At 72.5% G+C, this 21,614-nt stretch carries 16 protein-coding genes; 7 read left to right on the plus strand and 9 right to left on the minus strand.

Features of this window, described 5'->3' with window-relative positions:
- The first annotated feature begins 5 nt into the window (after positions 1 to 5).
- The 3 genes from QWU11_RS16175 to QWU11_RS16185 all read left to right on the plus strand — a co-directional run bounded on the left by QWU11_RS16175 (position 6) and on the right by QWU11_RS16185 (position 5,772).
- Complete coding sequence (locus tag QWU11_RS16175; protein ID WP_290109044.1) at positions 6 to 1,865, plus strand: Xaa-Pro dipeptidyl-peptidase; 1,860 nt, start codon at positions 6 to 8, stop codon at positions 1,863 to 1,865.
- 919 nt (positions 1,866 to 2,784) lie between these two features.
- Complete coding sequence (locus QWU11_RS16180) at positions 2,785 to 4,431, plus strand: methyltransferase (protein WP_290109045.1); 1,647 nt, start codon at positions 2,785 to 2,787, stop codon at positions 4,429 to 4,431.
- 138 nt (positions 4,432 to 4,569) lie between these two features.
- Complete coding sequence (locus QWU11_RS16185; protein WP_290109046.1) at positions 4,570 to 5,772, plus strand: MFS transporter; 1,203 nt, start codon at positions 4,570 to 4,572, stop codon at positions 5,770 to 5,772.
- A gap of 40 nt (positions 5,773 to 5,812) precedes the next feature.
- Here QWU11_RS16185 and QWU11_RS16190 read toward each other — a convergent pair whose 3' ends face one another.
- The 3 genes from QWU11_RS16190 to QWU11_RS16200 all read right to left on the minus strand — a co-directional run bounded on the left by QWU11_RS16190 (position 5,813) and on the right by QWU11_RS16200 (position 9,677).
- Positions 5,813 to 7,363: an AMP-binding protein gene (locus tag QWU11_RS16190; RefSeq protein ID WP_290109047.1), complete on the minus strand. Its 1,551-nt coding sequence runs from the start codon at positions 7,361 to 7,363 to the stop codon at positions 5,813 to 5,815.
- On the minus strand, positions 7,360 to 8,907 hold the full coding sequence (locus QWU11_RS16195; RefSeq protein WP_290109048.1) for a class I adenylate-forming enzyme family protein: 1,548 nt from the start codon (positions 8,905 to 8,907) through the stop codon (positions 7,360 to 7,362). Before QWU11_RS16195 ends, QWU11_RS16190 begins: the two co-directional genes overlap by 4 nt.
- A 104-nt stretch (positions 8,908 to 9,011) precedes the next feature.
- A complete protein-coding gene (locus tag QWU11_RS16200) occupies positions 9,012 to 9,677 on the minus strand; it encodes a TetR/AcrR family transcriptional regulator (protein WP_290109049.1) in 666 nt (221 codons plus the stop codon).
- 147 nt (positions 9,678 to 9,824) lie between these two features.
- On the opposite strand from QWU11_RS16200, the gene QWU11_RS16205 reads away from it, so the two are divergent.
- Genes QWU11_RS16205 through QWU11_RS16220 form a run of 4 tightly spaced genes read left to right on the plus strand, consistent with a single transcriptional unit; the run spans position 9,825 to position 13,227 of the window.
- A complete protein-coding gene (locus QWU11_RS16205) occupies positions 9,825 to 11,084 on the plus strand; it encodes a cytochrome P450 (RefSeq protein ID WP_290109050.1) in 1,260 nt (419 codons plus the stop codon).
- Entirely contained in the window at positions 11,081 to 11,293 is a 213-nt protein-coding gene (locus QWU11_RS16210) for a ferredoxin (protein ID WP_290109051.1), read from the plus strand. The genes QWU11_RS16205 and QWU11_RS16210 overlap by 4 nt, the downstream gene beginning before the upstream one ends.
- Before the next feature lie 2 nt (positions 11,294 to 11,295).
- Positions 11,296 to 12,237: a fumarylacetoacetate hydrolase family protein gene (locus QWU11_RS16215; RefSeq protein ID WP_290109052.1), complete on the plus strand. Its 942-nt coding sequence runs from the start codon at positions 11,296 to 11,298 to the stop codon at positions 12,235 to 12,237.
- A gap of 33 nt (positions 12,238 to 12,270) precedes the next feature.
- Positions 12,271 to 13,227 carry an MBL fold metallo-hydrolase gene (locus tag QWU11_RS16220; RefSeq protein WP_290109053.1) on the plus strand — a complete coding sequence of 319 codons (957 nt, stop codon included), beginning with the start codon at positions 12,271 to 12,273 and terminating at the stop codon, positions 13,225 to 13,227.
- Positions 13,228 to 13,245: 18 nt separating this feature from the next.
- On the opposite strand, the gene QWU11_RS16225 is transcribed toward QWU11_RS16220, so the two are convergent.
- From QWU11_RS16225 to QWU11_RS16250, 6 genes are read right to left on the minus strand one after another with little or no spacing between them, the layout of a single operon-like run.
- A complete protein-coding gene (locus tag QWU11_RS16225) occupies positions 13,246 to 14,418 on the minus strand; it encodes a VWA-like domain-containing protein (protein ID WP_290109054.1) in 1,173 nt (390 codons plus the stop codon).
- A 3-nt stretch (positions 14,419 to 14,421) separates the two neighbouring features.
- Complete coding sequence (locus QWU11_RS16230) at positions 14,422 to 15,642, minus strand: AAA family ATPase (protein ID WP_290109055.1); 1,221 nt, start codon at positions 15,640 to 15,642, stop codon at positions 14,422 to 14,424.
- Entirely contained in the window at positions 15,639 to 17,279 is a 1,641-nt protein-coding gene (locus QWU11_RS16235; protein WP_290109056.1) for an ankyrin repeat domain-containing protein, read from the minus strand. Before QWU11_RS16235 ends, QWU11_RS16230 begins: the two co-directional genes overlap by 4 nt.
- Positions 17,276 to 19,078, minus strand: a complete 1,803-nt coding sequence (locus tag QWU11_RS16240; protein ID WP_290109057.1) for an ankyrin repeat domain-containing protein — start codon at positions 19,076 to 19,078, stop codon at positions 17,276 to 17,278. Before QWU11_RS16240 ends, QWU11_RS16235 begins: the two co-directional genes overlap by 4 nt.
- A complete protein-coding gene (locus QWU11_RS16245) occupies positions 19,075 to 20,208 on the minus strand; it encodes a gala protein (protein ID WP_290109058.1) in 1,134 nt (377 codons plus the stop codon). The genes QWU11_RS16240 and QWU11_RS16245 overlap by 4 nt, the downstream gene beginning before the upstream one ends.
- The gene (locus QWU11_RS16250) at positions 20,208 to 21,605 is read right to left on the minus strand and encodes an SDR family oxidoreductase (RefSeq protein WP_290109059.1); all 1,398 of its coding nucleotides are present in this window, start codon (positions 21,603 to 21,605) and stop codon (positions 20,208 to 20,210) included. Before QWU11_RS16250 ends, QWU11_RS16245 begins: the two co-directional genes overlap by 1 nt.
- Positions 21,606 to 21,614: the final 9 nt, after the last annotated feature.

Below are 21,614 nucleotides of genomic sequence, written 5' to 3' on the forward strand. Positions count from 1 at the left end.
CCCCCATGCGACGACGCATGCTCGGCGCGATCGCCCTCACGGGCGCGATCGTCGCCGGCCCGGTCCTGCCGGCCCATGCCGATCACAAACCCGCGATCAAGATCATCGGCGGCGAGACACAGCCGGTCTTCTCCCGTGCCGACGCGGTCACCCAGACCGTTGATGTCGAGGTCCCGGTCGACAGCGACGCCGATGGAGTACGCGACCGGGTGCAAATGCGGATCATGCGCCCGAAGGAGACCGACCAGGGGCTCCGGGTGCCGACCATCGTCGAGCCGAGCCCGTACTGGGCCGGGGGCAACGACGTCCCCAACCACGACGTGGACATCGACGACCTCGCCCTGAACCGCCAGAGCGCCCGCCAGGCCAGCCCGGCCGACGCCGCCGTCTTCCCGGGCTACTACGACAACTACTTCCTGCCGCGCGGGTACGCCGTCGCCGACGTCGACAGCCTCGGCACCGGCGGCTCCACCGGCTGCCCGACCTCCGGCGCACGCAACGAGCAGGCCGGTGCCAAGGCCATCGTCGACTGGCTGACCGGCCGCGCCCGCGGCTGGGCGCCGGACGGCACCCCCGTCAAGGCGACCTGGTCCACCGGGAACGTCGGCATGATCGGTCAGTCCTACGACGGGACGCTGCCGAACATGGCGGCGGCGACCGGCGTCAAGGGACTCAAGGCGATCGTGCCGATCGCGGGCATCTCCTCCTGGTACGACTACTACCGCGCGAACGGCGGTGTCCTCGCGCCCGGCGGATTCCAGGGCGAGGACCTCGACGTCCTGGCCAAGTACGTCTACACACGCGCCGACCGTGAGATCTGCAAGAAGGTCATCGACGACATCGAGGCACGGCAGGACCGTGACACCGGCGACTACAGCCGGTTCTGGAACGAGCGGGACTACGTCCAGGACGCCACCAGGGTCCGCGCGGCCGTCTTCGTCGTGCACGGGCTGAACGACTGGAACGTCAAGACCAAGCAGTCGGTGCAGTGGTGGAACGCGCTCGCCCGCGCCGGCGTACCCCGCAAGCTCTGGCTGCACCAGGCGAACCACAACACGCCGTTCCGCTGGCGGGTCGAGGAGTGGCTGCGGCAGACCCACCACTGGTTCGACCACTACCTGTACGGGATCCAGAACGGCATCACCAAGGAGCCGCGCGTCGACATCGAGCGGGCCCCGGGCCAGTGGGAACAGCACTCGGACTGGCCCGAGCCGGGCACCCGTACGCTCGACCTGCACCTGAACGCGCCGGGTGAGCTGAGCACGAAGGCGCGGTCCGGCGCGCCGCAGTCATTCGTCGACGCGGGCCGGACCCGTACGGCCGAGCAGCTCACGGACGCCTGGACCCAGCCGGACCCGAACCGGCTGGCCTACCTGACACCCGCACTGACCGCGCCCCTGCGCGTGGGCGGCACCCCGACGATCTCACTGCGCGCCTCTCTGGACGGCCGCTCGCCGTACCTGACCGCCCTGCTCGTCGACTACGGAACCGACACCAGGCCGACGGGCGTCGTGCAGAGCACGGGGGAGCAGGTCTGTTACGGCGAGAGCGTCCCGGGCGACTCGGGCTGTACGACCCGTACGGCGCACGTGACGACGACCCAGCCGTACAAGATCGTGACCCGCGGCTGGCTGGACGCGCGCAACCGGCACGACCCGTCGCGGACGGAGCCGCTCAAGGCGGGCAGGATGTATGACTTCCGGTGGGACTTCCAGCCGAACGACTACGTCTTCAAGGCCGGCCACCGGCTCGGTGTGGTCGTGATCTCCACGGACTACGACTACACCCTTCGCTATCCGGCCGGTACGAAGGTGACGCTCAAGCCCGGCCAGAGCGTTCTGCACCTGCCCGTCGCTCCGCGCTGAGCCCTGCGGGTGACGTCGTTCTCGTGAGCGGCGCCCCTCGAAGGGCGGCATGGTGCCGGAAAGCGGTGGGGAGGGCCGGGACGTCCCGGCCCTCCCCACCGAGGCGAGCCTGCCGTGGCTCTTCGAGAAATATGCGATGAGACCTTTTTCGGGGTGAAAAGGATCAATTAACTTTCCCATTCCCATTGTCTGCAATGGCGGACGTTGGACTCGCATCACCGCAGAAAGGCTTCAGTGTCCCTGTCGTACATCTGGCGCTTAATGCGGACCGGCGGCAAACCGCACGTGCCACGCGGCACCGTCACGTCCCGGTGGACGCCGCCGGATCGGCCGGTCGAAGAGTCGACCGTACATGAGGCGGATGCCTTCGACCCTGCCGGGGAGCGGCCCGGCGATGTTCAAGGGGCCCGCTCCGGGGACGTCTATGGCATGGGTCGGCTCGGAGAAGCAGGCGTTCTCCGCCAGTGCCGACGTAGTCAAGCCTCTGGCGCGAAGGGGCCTGAAGGCCGAGGTCGATTCGGCCGGTTCGTGATCGCCACGAACCGGATCGACGTGGTCGGCCCCCGTACGGCACCCGCGAGCACCTGCGCACCGGAGAGATCAGATGGCGCAGCCCCGGGACACCGGGCGACGGCGAGAGGTGGTCCTCAGCGAGCGGAGGCCGCCTGCCGACCGACTGAGACGCCTGTGAACTGCGCAGTTTTCGATACGGACATGCTGATTAACCTGGCCGACCCCGAGCGTCGGTACCCTACCGCCTGACATTACACTGCTGTGACTACGAGTAATGGGCATATGTTCACGGCTGCGGCAAATGGAAAAGGCGGTTTCTATGGATATGGCCGAAGCGTCGTACGCACGGACCGGAGCAACGGACACCGGACTGGACGAGGTCGATATTCGGCGTATTCTGCAGGTGGTGGAATTCCTCGAATCCCACACCACTGAAGAACTGCTCGCCTGCGTCCTGCCAGGCGACGCGGCGCACGTGGCCGCCGATCTCGCCCGGCAGTGCCGGTTCGCCCACGGGTCCGTCATGGTCTTCCCGACCGCCGAGGTCGGCGAGCTGCCCGGCGAGCTGATCTCCGGACCGCCGGCGCCCAGCGTCGTGGTGCGCGGCAGGGTGGCCCGCCGCTACGGCCTTCCCGAGGCCGGCCTGGGGATAAAGATCGTGCACGCGACCCTGCCGTACGGCGCGGTGGGCGACGCCGACGACATCGAGATCTTCCTCTGCCCGGCCGGCGCTCAGAAGATGATGGACGACGAACGGAACTCAGGCCACGAGACCCATTTCGCGCTCAAGGTCATCGCACCCGACGAGGACCGGCTGGCGCGGCTGTGGGACTTAATCACCGGACCTGGGCAGATGTCGCCCGACGGCGGTGGGTTCAACCCGCACGAGGGGCCGATCGGCCGTACGGTGCTGTACTTCCGCGCCGACGGCCGGCTCGACCCGCAGGGGTGGCCGCGCCGGCTCGAACTCCTCATCGACGGCGAGCATCGGATCCTGGCCACTCACCTGCCGGCCGGCTCACCGCAGGAGGAAAGGCTGCCGGAGACCGTCACGCCCGGCGATGAGGAACCCACCCGGCGGATGCTGGAACTGCTGACCGGAGCCTGGGCCACCCAGGCGCTCTGCGCCGCCGCCGAGCTGGGAGTGGCCGACCACCTGCTGGCCGGGCCCGAGACCAGCGCCTCACTCGCGCGCCGGGTGGGCGCCGACGCCGACCTGCTGCACCGGGTGCTGCGCTACCTGGGCACCTTGGGCGTCGTACGCGGCGACGACCGGGGCTGGGAGCTCACCGAACTCGGCCGTACGCTCCAGACCGGGGCGCTCCGCGACGTGGCGCGCCTGTACGGCGGGGTCTTCTATCGCAGCTTCGGCTCCCTGGCGCATTCCGTCCGTACGGGCTCGAACGCCTTCGAACACGCCTTGGGAATGGCGCCGTTCGACTATCTGAACGAGCACCCCGACCAGGCCCAGATCTTCCACGGCGCGATGGCGGCCGGATCGTCGTGGTTCGGCCGGGTCCCGGAAGTCATCAACTTCAGCGGCGTGCGTACGGTCGTGGACATCGCCGGCGGCCATGGCGACCTCCTGCGGCACATCCTGGCCGCCTCTCCGGGCACCCAGGGCGTGCTGTTCGACCAGCCGGCGGTGGTCAAGGCGGCGCAGGAGAGCCTCGGCCAGACCGACCTCCTCGACCGGTGCGAGCTCGTCGCCGGGGACTTCACCGAGGAGGTGCCGCACGGCGGCGACGTCTACCTACTCTCGCGAATCCTCCACGACTGGGACGACGAGCAGTGCGTGAGGATCCTCGCCAACTGCCGGAGGGCCATGCCGGAGACGGCCCTTCTCGTGGTCATCGAACGCCCGATCCCCGCGGACGGCACCCCCTCCCTCGCCATCGCCTGGGATGTCCATATGTCCGTCAACAACCTCGGCGGCCGCGAACGCACCCACGAGGAGTACCGCCGGCTCCTGCGTTCCGCCGGCTTCTCCCTGATCGACGCGCGCCCCCTCGCCCTGGACATGGCCGCCCTGACGGCCGCGCCCACGTCCTGATCCGTTCGCGGGATCCGAGACCGAGGAGCCCGCCGAGCCGGACAACGGTGTCCTGGCTCGCGGTCGCTCACCCGGAAAATCCGGTACCGGACTGTCGGTGGTCGCTGCCAGAATGCTCGGCGGAGGTAAGTAACCACCATGACTGTTGAGCCTTACCGCAGAGTGCTGGCCAATCCCGGTGTCCGGCTACTGCTCCTCGTCGGGCTGCTCGCCCGGATCCCGGTGATCGCCGCCGGCCTGACCCTGACCCTGCAGGTGGTCAACGGGATGGACCTCGGGTTCCTGCGGGCGGGGCTGGTCGGCGCGGCCTCGACCGCCGGCATCGCCGTCGGTGCCCCCGTCGCGGGGCGCTTCGTGGACCGGTACGGGCTCCGGCCGGTGCTGGCGGTGACCACGGTCGCCCAGCTCGCGTTCTGGCTGTCGGCCGCGTCACTGCCGTACTGGCCCCTGGCCGCGGCGACGTTCGCCGCGGGCGTGCTGATGCTGCCGGTGTTCAGCGTGATCCGCCAGTGCGTGGCGGCGGCCGTCCCGGCCGAGCAGCGCCGTACCGGATTCACCCTCGACTCGATGCTCGTCGAGGTCTCGTACATGATCGGCCCCGCTGCCGCGGTCTCCTCCACCGCCGCGTTCGGCAGTGGCTGGACCATGGTCCTCGTCGGACTGGGCCTGGTCGGCGCGGGCGTGGCGCTGCTGGCGGTGAACCCCCCGACCCGTACGGACGAGGAGCGCGAGGTGAAGAGCCCCGCGGTCTCCAGACGGCAGTGGCTGACGCCGGCGCTCCTGGCCCTGCTGGGCGTCACGCTCGCCGCGACGTTCGTGCTGACCGCCGCCGAGCTCAGCGTCGTCGCGGTTCTCAAGGCCGACGACGCCACGAGGTGGACCGGCCTGGTCATCGGCCTCATAGCGCTGTCGTCGCTGGTGGGAGGCTTCGTGTACGGCGCCCTGCCTCGAGGCTTCTCCCCGCTGGTGATGGTCGGCGGCATCGCCGTCCTCACCGTCCCGCTGGGCCTGGTGGGCGACTGGCAGTGGCTGTGCCTGGCCCTGATCCCGTCGGGCCTGTTCTGCGCCCCGGCCCTGTCCGCGACGGTCGACGCCGTCAGCCGGCGGGTCCCCACCGCCGCGCGCGGGGAGGCCATGGGTCTGCACGGCACCGCCCTGACCTTGGGTCTCGCCGCCTCCGGCCCGGTCACCGGCCTGGTCATCGACCACTGGGGCACGGACTGGTCCTTCGCGGTGGCGGGCGTCATCAGCCTCCTCCTGATCGTGCTGGCCACCCCGTTCTGGCGCCACGGCCGGCCGCCCCGCCCGGCCGTGGAAGCCGCCCTGTCCGTTCCGCGCTAGCCGCTCGGCGGACACCCTGGAGGCGATGGCCCGGCAGGCGCTATCCGCCCGGCTCGGCTTGGCGCAGGAGGAAACGCTGGACCTTGCCGCTCGGCGTCTTCGGGAGAGAGTCGACGAACCGGACGCGCCTCGGGTACGCGTGGGCCGCGTACTCGGTCCTGACCAGATCCTGCAGTTCGGCTTCGAGTCGCGGGCCCGGAGTCGCGCCGTCGGCCGGCACGACGTGGGCGACGACGACCTCGCCGCGCAGCTCGTCCGGCTCGCCGACCACCGCCACCTCGGCGACCGCCGGGTGGGCGGTCAGCACCGACTCGACGTCGAAGGGCCCGATGCGGTAACCGGCGGCGAGGATGACGTCGTCGTCGCGGGCGGTGAAGTAGAAGAAGCCGTCCGCGTCGACCCGTCCGGTGTCGGCCGTGAGGTACCACCGTCCGTCCGGCGTGAAGCGTTCCGCGGTTCGCTCGGGCGCCTCGACATATCCCTTGAACCACATGAGCGGGCTGTCCGTGGTGTCCAGCGCGAGCTCGTCGTCGACGACCGCGGGCGTGAACCCCGGCAGCGCCCGGCCCATGGACCCCGGTCTGACGGCCGTACGGACGGCCTCGTGCCAGCCGTTGACGATCACCATGCCCTGTTCGGTCTGGCCGTAGTGGTCACGGACCTCAGTGCCGAGCGCGCCGGGGGCCCACGTGGTCACGTCGGGGGTCAGGGGCTCTCCGGCCGACGACGCCCGGCGCAGCCGGGCCGCCGGGCCGACCGTGACGTTCATCAGCGATCGATACATCGTGGGGGCGCCGGCGAAGTTGCTGACCTTGAACTTCTCGATGACGGCGTACGTCCGCCGCGGATCGAACCCGCCCTCCAGCAGCACGTTCGCGCGCCCTGCGGCGAGCGGGCCCAGGACGGCGTAGTAGAGACCGTACGCCCAGCCCGGGTCCGCCGCGTTCCAGAGAACGTCTTCCTCGGCGACGTCCAGGCCGTAGTGCATGTACGAGCGGAACGCGGCGAGCGCGCGTACGGGCACGGGGACCGCCTTGGGAGCCCCGGTCGTGCCGCTCGTGTAGAGCTCGATCAGCTGACCGTGCCCGCCGACCGGAGTCCGGCCCTCCAGCGGCGCGGAGCGGTCGATCCGCGCGTCCAAGGCGGCGCCGGTCTCCAGCACGCTCACGCCGTCGACGGACTGCGGCTTCGCGCTCTGCGAGGGTTCGCTGATGACGAGCCGTACCCGGCTGGAGCGCAGCCGCATGCTGATCGCTCCCGGCGCGAACGCGGTGAACAGCGGCACGTGGACGGCGCCGAGACGCCAGATCGCCAGCAGGGAGACGACCAGTTCGAGCCGTTTGCCCATCAGCACGGCCACCCGGTGCCCGCGCTCGACGCCGAGGTCCTGGAGCACCGTGGCCATCCGCCGTGACCGGTCCGCGAGCTCGCCGTAGGTGATCACGCGCGCCGACAGGTCCGAGGCGACGAACGTGAACGCGTGCGCGCCGGGGTCGTGCCGGTCGCACAGCAGCCACGCGGCGTCGGCGTCGTCCGCCGCGGCCTCGCGCAGCCACGCGTCGATGGTGTGGGAAACCTCGGCAGCGGTCACCGCTCCTCCTCAGGGACGGGTGTGTTGGGGGCAAGCCGGTCGTCGCGCAGCGCGAATCGGCGGATCTTGCCCACGCTGGTACGCGGGAGCTCGTCGATGATGTGCCACTCCCGCGGCCGGGCGGCGGACGCGAGCTGGTGCTCGGCCCACGCGGCCAGTGCGTCCGGTTCGGGGGGAGCGGCGGGGTCGCGGGGGACGACGTGGGCGACGGTGAGGTGGTCGCGGACCGGATCGGGCCGGGCGGTGACGGCCACTTCGAGGACGCCGGGCGCCTCGCTCAGCACCGCCTCCGTCTCGCTGAGGCTGACGTTCTCGCCGGCGATCTTGACGATGTCGTCGGAGCGGCCCAGGAAACGCAGGGCGCCGTCGGGCTCCTCCCGGGCGACGTCGCCCGTACGGAACCAGGCCCCCTGCTCGAAGGCCGCGTTCGTCAGGTCGGGCGCGTCGAGATAGCCGGCGAACAGGTCCACGCCGCGGGTGCCGCGTACCGTGATCACGCCCTCCTGGCCGCCGGACAGGCGCACGGCACGCCCGGGCAGCGGCGGGCCGATGAGATCGTGACGAGGCGGGTCGTGGTCGTCGGCGGTCACGACGGCGAGCGTCTCGGTCATGCCGTAGAGCTGACGAGGCGGCGTGCCCGCCAGCCGTCCGAACTCCTGGTGCTGGTCCGACCCGACATTCTGGGCGAACCACACGTGCTGGAGCCGGGCCGGCTCGGTGCCGGGCGGCGTCCGCGCGAGGATCATCCGCATCGGCGCGGCGAACAGGCTGGCGTGCGTCGCGCCGAGCCGATCGGCCTGGCGGACCCAGCGGCTCGCGCTGAACGTGGCCGTCAACGCGACACTCGCCCCGGTGAGGATCGCGGGAGCGAAGCAGTAGAACTGCGCGTTGGCGTGGAACAGCGGCAGGACCACGAGCCACCGGTGCGTGGGCGCGAGACCCGCCGCACGCGCCATGGCCCCGGCGACGTGGGCGTAGTTCGCCTGGGTGAGGACGACGCCCTTGGGCTCGGACGTCGTGCCGGACGTCCACATCACGGCCAGCCGGTCGGCCGGCCCGGGAGCCGCCGTACGGACCGCCGGGTCCTCGGGCGCGTCGAGCGGCCCGCCGGCGCGGACGTCGTCGGCGGTCTCGTCGAGGACGACCACCGGGACCCCGGCCGGCGACAGCGCCCGGTGGTAGGTCTCCGCGCGGGCGCCGGCGCAGAACCCGATGGCCGGGCCGGTGCGCTCGGCCTGCCGGCGCAGGTCACGCTCGGTGGCCGCGGGGTCGGCCGGTACGATCCAGGCGCCGATCCGCGCGGCGGCGAGCCAGAGCGCGACGAACGCCGGGCTGTTGCGCAACGCCAGATGAACGGCGTCGCCCTTCCCGACGCCGCGCGCGGTCAGCAGCCGGCAGGACGCGGCGACGGCCCGGTCGAACTCCCCATAGCTCCAGGTGTGCGTGCCGTCGTCGGTGCTGAACACCAGGAACGGTGCGTCCGGTGACCGCGTGACCGTGGCCGACCACATCGCCGCGAACGTCGCCTCGTACGCCCCATCCACGCCGGCCTCCATGCGGTAACCGCGATCGTGGCGCCAGGTTCGCCGACGACGAACGAATTGTCAACACTCCGTCGATTTTTGTCGACGCTGTGACGAGAAAGGACCTACATGTCGGGGTCGATCCCGACGACACGCAGCATGGCGACCGTCAGCGCCTCGACGAGGTCGGTGATGTCGGCGTCGTCGCGCGGGCGCGAGTAGTGCATGAACAGGTTGCGCTCGACCATCCAGCACGCGATCTCGGCGGCCGCCCGCGAACCGCCGAGGGCGGCGACGGCGGGGGTGCAGGCCGGCTCTTGGTCGATGCGCTCCGCCATGGCGTCGGCGAAGCGCCCCATGATCGACCGCCAGTGGTCCGTGGCCTCGTCGGCGTGGGCCGACCGCTCCGTCGCCGCCAGGAAGACCGCGCGGTGCTCGCGCCAGCCGACCGCCGCCGACACGACCATCGCGCGCAGGTACGACGCGAGGTCGGGCGCCTCGGCGAGGGCGACGTTCCGCTCGAACATCTCCTCCGACGCCTGCTCGATCAGCTGGTCGACGATCGCCCACTTCCCCTGGAAGTAGAAGTAGAGGCTGGAGCGGGAGACGCCCGCCGCGCGGGCGACGCGCTCGATGGTGAGCTCGCTCGGCGAGTGGGTCTGGAGCAGGTGCTCGGCGACGTCGAGAAGCTGCTCGCGACGTCGGTCGCCCTTGCGCAACGAGTCGTCGAAACGGCGCGGCCGGGTCGCCGCGGCGTCGCTCCCGGCCGTGTCGCGGGCTCCTGAAGTCATGGTCCGAACGCTACCCGCGGACCCGGTGGCGGTGGGCCGCCCGGCAGTCTCGACATACCGTCGAGAATTCTCGACGGACCGTTGACTTCGGCCGGTCGCGTCCGCACACTGCTCGTAATCCACGTCACAGTCGACTCGGGAGGCGCCATGGCAGGCGAGACCACCGCAGCGAAGAGCGGCACGAGACCGGCCGAGCGAATACTCGCGGACCTCTTCGGCGGTGTGGTCCAGGACCCGTTCCCGCTGTACGACGAACTGCGCGAGACCGGCGACGGCGTGCACTACTCGCCGCTGCTGCAGAGCTTCTTCGTCACCCGCTACGCCGACGTACGGCGGATCGCCACCGACCACGGCACGTTCTCCAGCGACCTGTTCGACGTCACGCCGGCCGGCACGCACGACCCGGCCGACGCAGAGCACCGGCGGTTCGCCGAGATCGCCTCACGGCTGTTCATGTTCGCCGACCCGCCGGTGCACAGCCGGATCCGCTCGACGTTCCGTACGGCGTTCACGCCCGACGCCGTCGAGCGCTGGCGTGGTGCGGTGCTGGGCGCGACCGCGTCCCTGCTCGAGGACTTCGAGCCCGGCAGCGAGGTCGACATCATGCCGAGGTTCGCGGCGGACGTGCCCGTGGCCGTGATCGCCTCGATCCTCGGCGTCCCCCGCGACGCCTGGGGCAGCTTCCGCACCTGGTCGTTCGCCTACGCCTCGACGTTCGACCCGATGGTGCAGGGTGAGCGGCGGGACGAGGCGATCCGCACCAGCCTGGTGCTCTTCGACTTCCTCGCCGGCCTCGCCGAGCAGCGCCGGGCCCACCCCGCCGACGACCTGATCTCCACCATCGTGCACACGAAGACCGACGACGGCGACGTGCTGGGCGAGGTCGAACTCATCGCACAGATCGCGCTGCTCCTGGTCGCGGGCAACGAGACGACCACCAACCTCATCGGCAACGGCGTCACTCTCCTGCTCGACAATCCCGGGGCGCGCGCCGAGATCACCGCCGCGCACGGACTCCTGCCGAAGGCCATCGAGGAGATGCTGCGGATCGACCCGCCGCTGCACCTCACCTTCCGGCTGCTCACGAAGGACGCCACCGTCGGCGAGCGGCACCTGCCGGCCGGGACGCTCGTGGCGCCGTGCATCGCCGCGGCCAACCGTGACCCGCGCGCCTTCCCCGACCCCGGCCGCTTCGACATCCACCGGGCCGAGAACGGCAAGCACCTCGCGTTCCTGCACGGCATCCACTTCTGCGTCGGCGCCGCGCTGGCCCGCCTGGAGGGACAGGTGGTGTTCGAAGAGCTGCTGCGGCACTATCCCGGCTTCGGCAGCGGCGCCGAACCCGCCGTACGCCGGACGCTCAACGCCGTCTCCCGCGGCTGGGAGAAACGGCCGGTGCTCCTGTGAGCGGCATCGACATCGCGGTCCACCCCGAGCGGTGCATGGCGATGGGGCTGTGCCGGGCCGTTGCGCCCGACGTCTTCGGCACCGACGATGACGGCTGGGTCCGGCTGCTGGAGCCAGGACCCGTGGCGGATCGTATCGACGACGTCCTCGACGCCGCCGAGTCCTGCCCGGTCTCGGCGATCGACGTCGACATACCCCCAAGGAGGTAACGATGCCCTGGACGACAGTGCGGCACGACGGGCGAGAACGGCTCGGGCTGGTCGCCGGAGACGAGATCGTGCTGGCCGACGACGACCGGACCATGCTCGGCCTGGTCGCGGCCGGCCGGACGGCGATGTCGGAGTTCGCCGGCGAGCTGCGCCGTACGAGCACCGACGTCATCCCCCTGAAGGGAGCCTCACTGGCGGCACCGGTGCCGCGCCCGCCGTCGATCCGCGACGCGCTGTGCTTCCTGGAGCACATGCGCGGGTGCATGCGCGCCCTCGGGCGCAGCCCTGACCTGCCCGAGGTCTGGGACCAGGTGCCCGCCTTCTACTTCGGCAACCCGGCCGACGTCTACGGTCCCGGCGATGACGTGGCGATCGCACCAGGTTCGGCGTGGTTCGACTACGAGCTCGAGATCGGGGCGGTGATCGGCCCCGGCGGACGCGACCTCGATCCCGTGGCCGCGGAGGACCACATCGCCGGCTACACGTTCTACTGCGACTGGTCCGCCCGCGACCTGCAGCTGAAGGACCTCGCGCAGGGACTCGGGCAGGCCAAGGGCAAGGACTCGGGCACGACGCTCGGGCCGTGGCTCGTCACGGCCGACGAACTCGCCGACCACCGCGTCGGCGGCCGGCTCGCCCTCGACGTCGCCGCCTCCGTGAACGGTGAGCAGGTGGCGAAGGGCACGACCGCCGACATGGACTGGAGCTTCGGCGAGGTCGTCTCCTACTGCTCACGCGGCGTCGACCTGCGTCCCGGCGACGTCATCGGCTCCGGGACGATCCCGGGCGGCTGCCTGCTCGAACACGTGACGGGCGACCCGGCGACCTACGACGGCTGGCTCAAGGCCGGTGACGTCGTGTCCCTGTACGGGCCCGAGCTCGGGCGCACCCGGCAGACCATCGTGCCCGGCGCCCGGGTCCACCGGCTCCGCTCCGGCCACTAGCCACGCCGCTCATACGAAGAAGGACAGGCGACCATGACCGAGTACACCAAGGGGCTGCACGAGGTGGCCGACCACGTCTGGGGGTGGCTCGCGCCCGACGGCAGCTGGGGCTGGAGCAACGCGGGCCTCATCGAGGGTGACCGGGCGAGCTTCCTCGTCGACACGCTCTTCGACCTGCCGCTCACCGCGGAGATGCTGGCCGCGATGTCGGAGATCACGGACCGCAGCCCGATCACCGACGCACTCAACACGCACGCCAACGGCGATCACTGCTACGGCAACCAGTTGCTGGCGCCGGAGGTACGGATCCACGCGACGCCGCTCTGCCGGCACGAGATCCACGACGTCCCGCCGGCGATGCTGCACCAGCTCACGACCACCGACCTGGGGCCGGAGCTGACGCCGTACGTGCGGCGCATGTTCGGGGCGTTCGACTTCTCCGACATCACGCTGCGCGAGCCCGACGCCGGGTTCGAGACCGAGGCGACCGTCACCGCAGGGGGACGCGAGGTCCGGCTCGTCCCGCTCGGGCCGGCCCACACCGGCGGGGACGCGGTCGCGTACGTCCCGGACGCCGGCGTGGTGTTCGCGGGGGACCTGCTCTTCATCGGCGGCACCCCGGTGACCTGGTCCGGCGACCTGAACGGATGGATCGCCGCCTGCGACACGATGGTGGGCTGGGATCCCGCCGTCGTCGTCCCCGGCCACGGGCCGGTCACCGACGCGAGCGGCGTCCTGGAGGTGCGCGGCTACCTCACGCACGTACGCGACGGCCTCGACGCCTCGATCAGGGCCGGATGGTCGTGGCAGGAAGCGGCCGACCGGATCGACCTCGGGCCCTACGCCCGGCTGCCGGACTCCGAACGCATCGTCATCACGGCCTACAACGTGTACCGGACCCGCGGAGTCGACCAGGACGAGTCCAGCGTGATGGACCTGGTCGTACAGATGTCCGCCTGGCTGCGCGGGCGGGACGCGGCCCTGTCCTGATCGCGGACCGGCGGCGCGTCAGGCGGTCGGGGAAACGCGAATCGCCTCGACCCAGGCCGGCGGGGGTGACGCGCCCGCGCCGATGAGCGCGGCGATGAGGCGGGACGACGACGGTGCCTCGGGCCACGGAGTGAACCCGTCCGTCAGCACGATCACGACGCCGGGCCGCTCGGGCAGGGCGAGGGCGGCCCGGATGCCGACGCGCATGTCGGTGCCGCCGCCGCCGGTGAGCGTGACCTGCTGTGCGGACGTCACCCGGGCCGCCGTCTGCACGTCGGCGTCGCAGGCGAGCACGGTGATCCGGTTGCCGCCGACGCCGACCTCCCGCAGCACGCCGGTGACCTCCGCGAGGGCCTCGGCGAGGTCGTCCTTGCCCATCGACCCGGAGGTGTCGATGACGATCGCGACGGCCGGCAGCGGGCGGCGCAGGCTCGGCAGCACGACGCCGCGCAGCGCGGCGGTGCGGCGGGACGGGCGGCGATAGGTGTAGTCGACCGCCCCGGCGGCCCAGGCGACCGCCTCCCGTACGGCGCCCGCGAGCACGCGCCGCCAGTCGACCGTCGGTTCGAGGATCTCGTTCGCCCAGCGTTGCCAGCCGCCCGGGAGGGAGCCGCGGTTGCGCTGGTGGGCGCGCATCGCCTCGGCGGTGTGCCGGCGCAGCGCCTCGGCCTCGACCGTGCTGACGCCACCGGGCTCTGCGGCGATCTCCCAGTCACCCGGCGAGCCGTGGGCGCCGGAGCCGCAGTCGGAGCAGACGACCGACGGAGGAAGATCGGGGAGGTACTCCTCGAACAGCCGCCCGGTCGCCAGCCCGAAGGCGCCGGGCTCCACCCGGCCCTCCGGCAGCGCCAGCCCGTCGGCGAGCAGGTCGTCGTTGATCTCGCAGTCCTGGGCGACGTTCACGCGCGGCCGGTCGCGCTGGTCGGCGGCCGCCAGCCGGTCCGTACGGCCGTGGTGGTCGCGCAGCAGGTGCGCCACCTCGTGGATCCAGACGCCCGCGAGCTCGGGAACGGGCGTCGCCGCGACGAACGCCGGTGACACGTAGCACCGCCAGTGCCGGTCGACGCCCATCGTCGGCACGCCGTCGCTCGGCACGACCGTCAGGGAGTACAGCGCCGATGCGAGGTACGGCCGTTCGTTCGCGGCGCGGTACCGCGCCGCGAGCAGCTTGACCCGGTCGAGCTCGGCCATGGGTCAGGAGCCGCCCGGCAGGGCGCCCGACAATCGGAGCAGGTCGAGGAACGCGTCGATGCCGTCCGGGACCGGCCAGCGGGTGTCGCGCAGGGCGGCCAGGTCCGCGGCGGCCCGGGCGGCGACGTCGGGTATTCCGGCGTCGACGGCCTTGGCCAGCACCGCCCAGCCCGCCTCCCAACGCCGCCGCGTGAGGTCGCTCTGCACCGCCGAGACGACGGCCGTCAGGAAGGCGAGCTGCCGATCGCCCCGTTTCGGCAGCGCGAACGCGGCCGGATCGGCCAGGACGCGGTCCGGGTCGGGCAGGTCGAGCTGTTCGAGGTAGGTCAGCAGCTCCAGCCCCGCGCCGTCGCCGACCGCGCCGATCACCGCCGCCGCGACCGCCTTCTGGTCCGCGTCGGCGGCGTACCCGACCGCCAGCAGCCGCAGCGCCATCTCCCAGGTGCGCGGCGACGGCCAGGCGCCACCCCGGCTCTCCGCGTCGCCGGGCAGGTGGTGAGCCAGGCCGGGCCGGGCGGTGAGGAACCCGGAGATCACCCCGCGGGCGCGCGCGACCGCACTGGGCACCCGGGCCGGGTCGACGATCGGTACGGGCACGGCCGGCCAGGTCCCGGCCATGCCTCGCGCGACCGTACGCGGGTCGTGCGTCCACCGCAGGTGCACGAACCGGTTCGCGAGCGGCGGGCTGAGATGCCAGCCGTCCGCCGCGCTGGACGGCGGGTTCGCCGCGGCGACCACCCGCACCGTTTCCGGCAGCGCCAGGCTGCCGACCCGCCGTTCGAGGACGACCCGCAGGAGAGCCGCCTGGACGGCGGGGGGAGCGGAGGACAGTTCGTCGAAGAACACCATGCCGCGCCCGGCCACGGACAGCCGTACCGCCCAGTCCGGCGGCGCCATCGGCACTCCGGTGGTGGCCGGATCGGCACCGATGATCGGCAGGCCGGCGAAGTCGGACGGCTCGTGCACGCTGGCGATCACCGTCTCCAGCGGGACGCCGAGGCCGGTGGCCAGTTGCTGGAGGCCGGCGGACTTGCCGATCCCCGGCTCGCCCCAGAGCAGCACGGGCAGGTTCGCGGACACCGCGAGCGCCAGCGCCTCCAGCTGCGGGTTCGCGGCCGGCTCCGTACGCGGGGACGTGAGCCGGCGGCCCAGCTCGTCGGCGGCGGCCAGCGGGTCGGTCGCGGAGCCCTCATCGGCGGCGTTCAGCGGTCCTCGTCCTTTCACGACAGTGAGTCCAGGTCCAGATCGGTGCGCTTCCAGATGCGGATGAGATCGTGGAGCGACCGGCCCTCGTCGTCGATGACGTCGGGGTGTGCTCCGGCGGCCAGCAGCGCCCGGACCAGCGAGGCGGAGCCGTTGTCCCCGACCGCCACGTGGAGCGCCGTACGCTGGTTGTGGTCCACGGCCTCGAGGTCGACTCCGGCCTCCAGCAGCCGCGGCAGCAGGATCTCGTGGTCCAGGTGGATCAGGGCGTGCAGGAGCGTACGGCGCCGCCCGTCACGGAAGCGCGGGTCGACCCCGGCGTCCAGCAGTGCCAGGACTCCGGGTGTGTCACCGTGCTGGACGCGGGCGTACAGCTCCCGCCGCTGCTCCTTGAGGGCCTTCGGCAGCCGGCCTTCGCCGGAGGTCATCGCCTGCGCCACGGCGAAGCACCCGGCGACCGCCCCGCCGAACGCCCGCATCGCCTGCTCCCGCCGCTGCTCGTCCTCGCTGTGCGGCATCCCCAGCGCGCCGTCCTGGAAGCACACCTCGTGCCACTCGCCCCGGCACCGTACGCGGACCGGGGCCGGGAGCTGCGGATCCGGCGGTCCGGCCGGGCCGGCGGGGTCCTCCCGCAGGGGGAAGAGCGCGGCACGGACCAGCGGGTGCAGCCGGTCCGGATCCGCGTCGCCCTGCCGGAGCACGTCGAGATCCGGCAGCCGCCGCCAGGCCGCCTCGGGCAGTATCGGCGTACCGCCGGTCTCCTCGGAGCGGACCGCCCGGACCAGCAGGCCGCGGTCCCGTTCCCGGTTCTCCAGCAGCACCCCGCTGCCCCAGAAGCACCGGATCAGGAAGCGACGCCCGATGCCCTCCTCGGTGAGCCGCCGGACCTCCGGCTCCAGCGTGGTCAACGCCAGAGCGGGTTTTTCCAGGACCCGCCGCATGGTGATCTCGCCGTACCAGTTGAACACGAGCGGTGCCGGGTCCAGCTCGATCCCCGCCGCGGCGAACGCCGCCTCGATCTCGCCGCGTTCGTGCAGCGACGTGACCCATTCGGCGTGGGCCGCCGGGTCGGCGGGACCGGGGTCGGCGGTGGGCAGGTCCCCGGCGGCGCGCGAGGTTCCATCCGCGTCGAGGAACGGTGGCCGGTCCCCGCCGCCACAGCGTTCCAGCAGCGCACCGGTGTGCCGTACGTCCCACAGATGCCGCAGCGTGCTCCAGTGATGGACGCCTGAGATGTCGGCATGGTCGATCCGGCCGTAGGACAGGCGCAACCGCTGCGGCCCGTCCGCCATGGTGGGCGTGGTGACGTGGAGGTACCGCGCGCCGGCGTAGCCGCGCAGTGCGATCGTCAGGCCGGTGCGCATCGTCGTACGCCCTCCCAGGATGCGTGGCAGATGCCAGCGCAGCAGGTCGGGCGCGAGATGGAGGAGGTCGTCCTCGACCGCGCCGCGATGCCTCCGGGGGAGGTCGGCCAGGTCGAACGCCACCTCGACGTTCGCGGCGGCACAGGCACCGCGCCAGTCCCCGGCGAGGCGCCGCTCCGTGGCCCGCTCGATCATCCACCGGGGCACGGCGTACCGCAGGATCCGCCGGCGGCTCGACGCCTCGTCCGGTGGATACGTCCGCGTAAGGCGCGGCGGGGAGTCGATGGCGTTCACTCTTCCTCGAGGAGTTCCGGGTGCTCGTGTTCGATCCGGTCCGCGATGAAGTCCAGCTCGTCGCGCTGGAGCAGGTTGATCAGCCGGTGGAGCGACACGTCCTCGCCGTGGATCTCGCCGGTCACGTCGATCCGAGCCCCGGCGTCGAGCAGTGCCCGTACGAGCGCCACCGAGCCGTGGCCGCAGATCGCGGCGAACAGCGGCGTGCGGTTCTCCGCGTCCGTGGCGTCGATGTCCAGGCCCGCGGCCAGCAGACGGGCGAGCAGGCCGTCGTGGTCGAGGTGCCGCAGCCGGTGGGCCAGCTCGCGCCGCAGGCGGCCGTGTACGTCCGGATCGGCGCCGGTGTCGAGCAGGTGCAGCATGTGGAGCAGGGTGCGCCGCCGGCCGTCGCGTACGCGCGGATCCACGCCGCTGTCCAGCAGCCGCAGGACCCCGGGGAGGTCGCCGTGCTGGACCCGCGAGAACAGCTCTCTCCGCCGGTCGCGCAGGGCCTTGGGCAGCCGCCCCGTTCCGGAGGTCCACGTGTGGCCTACGGCGAAGCAGCCGGCGACCGCGCCGCCGAACGCCCGCATGGCGGTCTCCCGCTGCTGCTCCTCCGCGCTGTGCGGGATGTCGAGGCGGCCGTCGCGGAAGGAGACCTCGTGCCACTCGCCCCGGCAGCGGACCCGTACGGGCTCGGAGCGTTCCGGATCGGGCGGCCGCACCGGGTCGCCGGCGCGACCCGGGGTCAGGGCGTCGCGGACCAGCGGGTGCAGCCGCTCGGGCGGGTAACCGTCCCGCAGGAGGTCCAGATCGGGCAGGCGGCGCCAGGACGACTCGGGCAGCACCGCGTCCCCGGGCTCCGAGCCCATCTCGAACTCGACGATCCGTACGCGCAGCCCCGATCCACCGCTCTCGAAGGAGAGCGCCGCGTACTGCCGGTAGGGGATCCAGAACCGGCCGGTTCCCAGTGCCGCCGAGAGACGGCGGACCTCCGTCTCCACCCGGGCCAGGTCGAGGGGCATGCGCGCGAGAACGTCGAGCGGGTCGACGCCGTTCACGCTGTAGGACGGATCGACCTCGACCGGCGCGGCGTCCAGCTCGATGCCGGCGGCCGCGAACGCCGCCTCGACCTCGCCGCGCTCGTGCAGCAGCGTGACCCATTCGGCGAACGCCGCCGGATCGGCGCGGCCGGGGTCCTCGGCCGGAAGCTCTTCCGCCGAACGCGGCGTGCCGTCGCCGCGCAGGAACGGGGCGCGGTCCTCGCCGCCGCCGCAGCGTTCCCGCAGCTCGCCGGCGTGGCGCACGTCCCACAGGTGACGTGACGTGCTCCAGTCCTGGACGACGTTCCGCCAGAACGCGCAGTAGGCCCAGTCGGTCTCCAGGTAGGCGCCCCCGCCGGGGACCGGCCCGGCGCGCAGGGACAGCCGCTGCGGGCCGTGGACCATCCAGTGAGGTGTCCACAGGTACAGGCGGGGAGCCTCCGGGTGCCCGCCCGGCCGCCCCAGGACCATCACCTGGTCGGGCACGATCGTCGTACGCCCGCGGTCCAGGCGGGGCAGGTGCCAGCGCAGCAGGTCCGGGGCGAAGTGGGACAGGTCGTCCTCGACCGCCGCCGCGACGGCGTCGCCGTGGGTGTTCGCGACGTCGGCCAGGTCGACGGCGACATCGATGTTGGCGGCGGCGCAGGCGCCGCGCCAGTCGCCGGCGAGGCGCCGTACGGTCGCCTGCTCGATCATCCACTCGGGCACCGCGTACCGCCGGATCCGCCGCAACCGCGATGCCTCGTGCGGCGGATACGAACGGGAGGTGGCGCTCACCGGTAGAGGCTTCCGATCGCGTGCAGGTCCGGATGGGGCCGGGCGGCGGGACGGAGGCGCGGCGCGAGCGCCCGCTTCACCCGGCGGGGCACGCCGGGGCCGAAGCCGACGTACTCCAGACGGGTGTCGTCGGGAACGGCGTCCAGCAGGGTCTTGGCGCCACGGCCGGTGACCCCGGTACGGCGCAGCTCCAGCCGCCGCAAGGGGCTGCCGGGCAGCGCCGCGGCCAGCGCGGCCGCGCCCGTGTCCCCGGTGGCGTTCGCGGGCGCGCCGAGACTCCGCTCGGACGGCGGACGCCCCAGGTCGAGCGCCTCGATGCCGCCGAGGGCGTCGGCCAGCGCGCGGGCGCCGTCCGGGCCGATGCCGTTGCCGCCGAGGCCCAGGCGTACGGGCCGGGCGGGGTCGGCCGCCGCGGCGAGGGTCGCCACGCCGGCGTCGCCGAGATGGTTCGCCGGAAGGTAGAGCTCGCGGACGCCCGCGTCCCGGATCAGCGCGGCCAGCAGGTCCGCCGACTCCGTTCCCAGCCCGTTGCCGCCGACGAACAGCCGCTCGACGGGTTCCGGCCGCTCGGTGAGCACGGCCAGCAGCACCCGCAGTCCGTCCCGGGTGAGCCCGGTGTTGACCAGGTCGAGGGTGCGGACCGTCGTGTTCCGCCGCAACATCGCGGCGAGCGCGCGGGCTCCGGCGTCGCCCACCGGGTTCCGCTTGAGCCATACCGCCCGTACGGTCGCGTCCCCGGCGAGGCGGTCGGCGAGCGCCCCGGCACCGTCCGCGTCGATGCGGTTGCAGCCGAGGTACAGCGTCTCCAGGCCGTGGCCGGGGACGAGCGAGCCGGCGACGGCCCGTGCCCCGTCGCTCCCGATGGCGTTGGTGCCGAGGAGCAGATGGACGGCGTGCGGCGAGGTCGTCGCGACCGGGAGCAATCGCGCGGCCCCGGCCGGGCCGAGGCCCTGCTTGCACAGGTCGACCCGGCCGCCGGGCCGTACGGTGCCGAGCGGGAAGGTCTCGTCGCGCGTCACCGGGGCCTCACCGGCCAGCCGCGCGAGCAGCGGGTCGAGGTCCGCCGGATCGGCCGGCGGCACGTCGGGGTGCTCGATCGCGGGGCAGCGTACGGGCGTCGGCTCCATCATCACCAATCCACCGGTCGGTAGTCCTTCAGGAACAGGCCGGCCATCCGGTCGCCGCCGACACCGCGCACGATCGGGTCATAGACCCGGGCGGCGCCGTCGATGACGTCCAGCGGCGGCCGGAACCCCGCCTCCCGCTGCGCGGTCTTGTCCGGGTGGGGGCGTTCGTCGGTGACCCAGCCGGTGTCCACGCTGTTCATGTGGATACCCGAGGCCGCGTAGTCGGCGGCGGCCGTACGGGTCAGCATGTTCAGGGCGGCCTTGGCCATGTTGGTGTGCGGGTGGCGGACGGTCTTGTACTCCCGGGAGAAGCTGCCCTCCATCGCCGAGACCTGCACGACGTACCGGTCCGGGCTCCTCGCGGCCTCCAGCAGGCCGCGCAGCCGCGACGTCAGCAGGAACGGCGCGAAGGAGTTCACCAGTTGCACCTCCATCCACTCGGCCGGGTCCACCTCGTGCAGCCGGAGACTCCAGCTGTTGCGGTCGCGCAGGTCGAGCGGCTGACCGGTCTCGTCCGTACGGCCTGCGGGGAACAGCGCCTCCACGGGCTTCGCCGGGACGGGTGCGTGGCCGGCGGCCGGTATCGCCCGGATCGGCGTGTCCGCCACGTCGATCCGGGCGGTCGGGCCGGTCAGGGGGACGCTCTCCGCCGCACGGACCTCACGGTGGTACGCGGCGGGCCGCCGGATCGTCTGGGCCGCGTTGTTGACGAGGATGTCGAGAGAGTCGAACCGCTGGTGGACGGCCTCCAGGAGACCGGCCACGGCCGCCACGTCGAGCAGGTCGACCCCGTGAACGTGCACCCGATCCAGCCACTCTCCGGCGTCGGGCACGGCGGCGAACCTTCGTGCGGCGTCCCGGGGGAAACGGGTGGTGACCAGGACCTCCGCGCCGTCGCGCAGCAGCTTCAGCGCCAGCTGAAAACCGATCTTCACCCGGCCACCGGTCACGACCGCCCGGCGGCCGCTCAGATCGCACCGGGCGTACCGGCGGGCCAGATTCTCCTCGGCGCAGTCCGGGCAGAGCAGGTGGTATTCGGGATGCACTCGCCCGTAGGCGGCCTTGCAGACGTAACAGGACCGCGTCCCCGCCAGCGAACGCCACGCCGTCGCGGGCCGACCCTGGTCGGCCGCCGGGCCGGGATCCTGCTCCCGGTAGCGGACCGAGCCCGCCGTGGCCACCTGATCACGCCGCCTGCGTTCGGCGTGCCGCGCCGCCTTGCGCGCCTTCTTCCCCGCCCGGTACAGCTGCGCCGCGGCCTCGTGCACGGCCGCCCACCGGGGATCACCGGGTTCCGCCGCGCGGGCCTGGGCCATGATCTCCAGGCAGGCCGCGATCTCAGCCGGGGCGCCTTCGCCGGGCGAGGGCGTCTCAGCCAGGTCGGTATCGACCACCGCCACCGACACCCC

The organism is Actinomadura sp. DC4 (assembly GCF_030406325.1).
In the GTDB taxonomy this organism is placed as follows: Bacteria; Actinomycetota; Actinomycetes; order Streptosporangiales; family Streptosporangiaceae; genus Actinoallomurus.

Coding starts and splice junctions, on each gene's coding strand:
- QWU11_RS16175 (WP_290109044.1), top strand. CDS start 6: ATGCGACGACGCATGCTCGGCGCGATCGCCCTCACGGGCGCGATCGTC.
- QWU11_RS16185 (WP_290109046.1), top strand. CDS start 4,570: ATGACTGTTGAGCCTTACCGCAGAGTGCTGGCCAATCCCGGTGTCCGG.
- QWU11_RS16200 (WP_290109049.1), bottom strand. CDS start 9,677: ATGACTTCAGGAGCCCGCGACACGGCCGGGAGCGACGCCGCGGCGACC.
- QWU11_RS16205 (WP_290109050.1), top strand. CDS start 9,825: ATGGCAGGCGAGACCACCGCAGCGAAGAGCGGCACGAGACCGGCCGAG.
- QWU11_RS16215 (WP_290109052.1), top strand. CDS start 11,296: ATGCCCTGGACGACAGTGCGGCACGACGGGCGAGAACGGCTCGGGCTG.
- QWU11_RS16220 (WP_290109053.1), top strand. CDS start 12,271: ATGACCGAGTACACCAAGGGGCTGCACGAGGTGGCCGACCACGTCTGG.
- QWU11_RS16225 (WP_290109054.1), bottom strand. CDS start 14,418: ATGGCCGAGCTCGACCGGGTCAAGCTGCTCGCGGCGCGGTACCGCGCC.
- QWU11_RS16245 (WP_290109058.1), bottom strand. CDS start 20,208: ATGATGGAGCCGACGCCCGTACGCTGCCCCGCGATCGAGCACCCCGAC.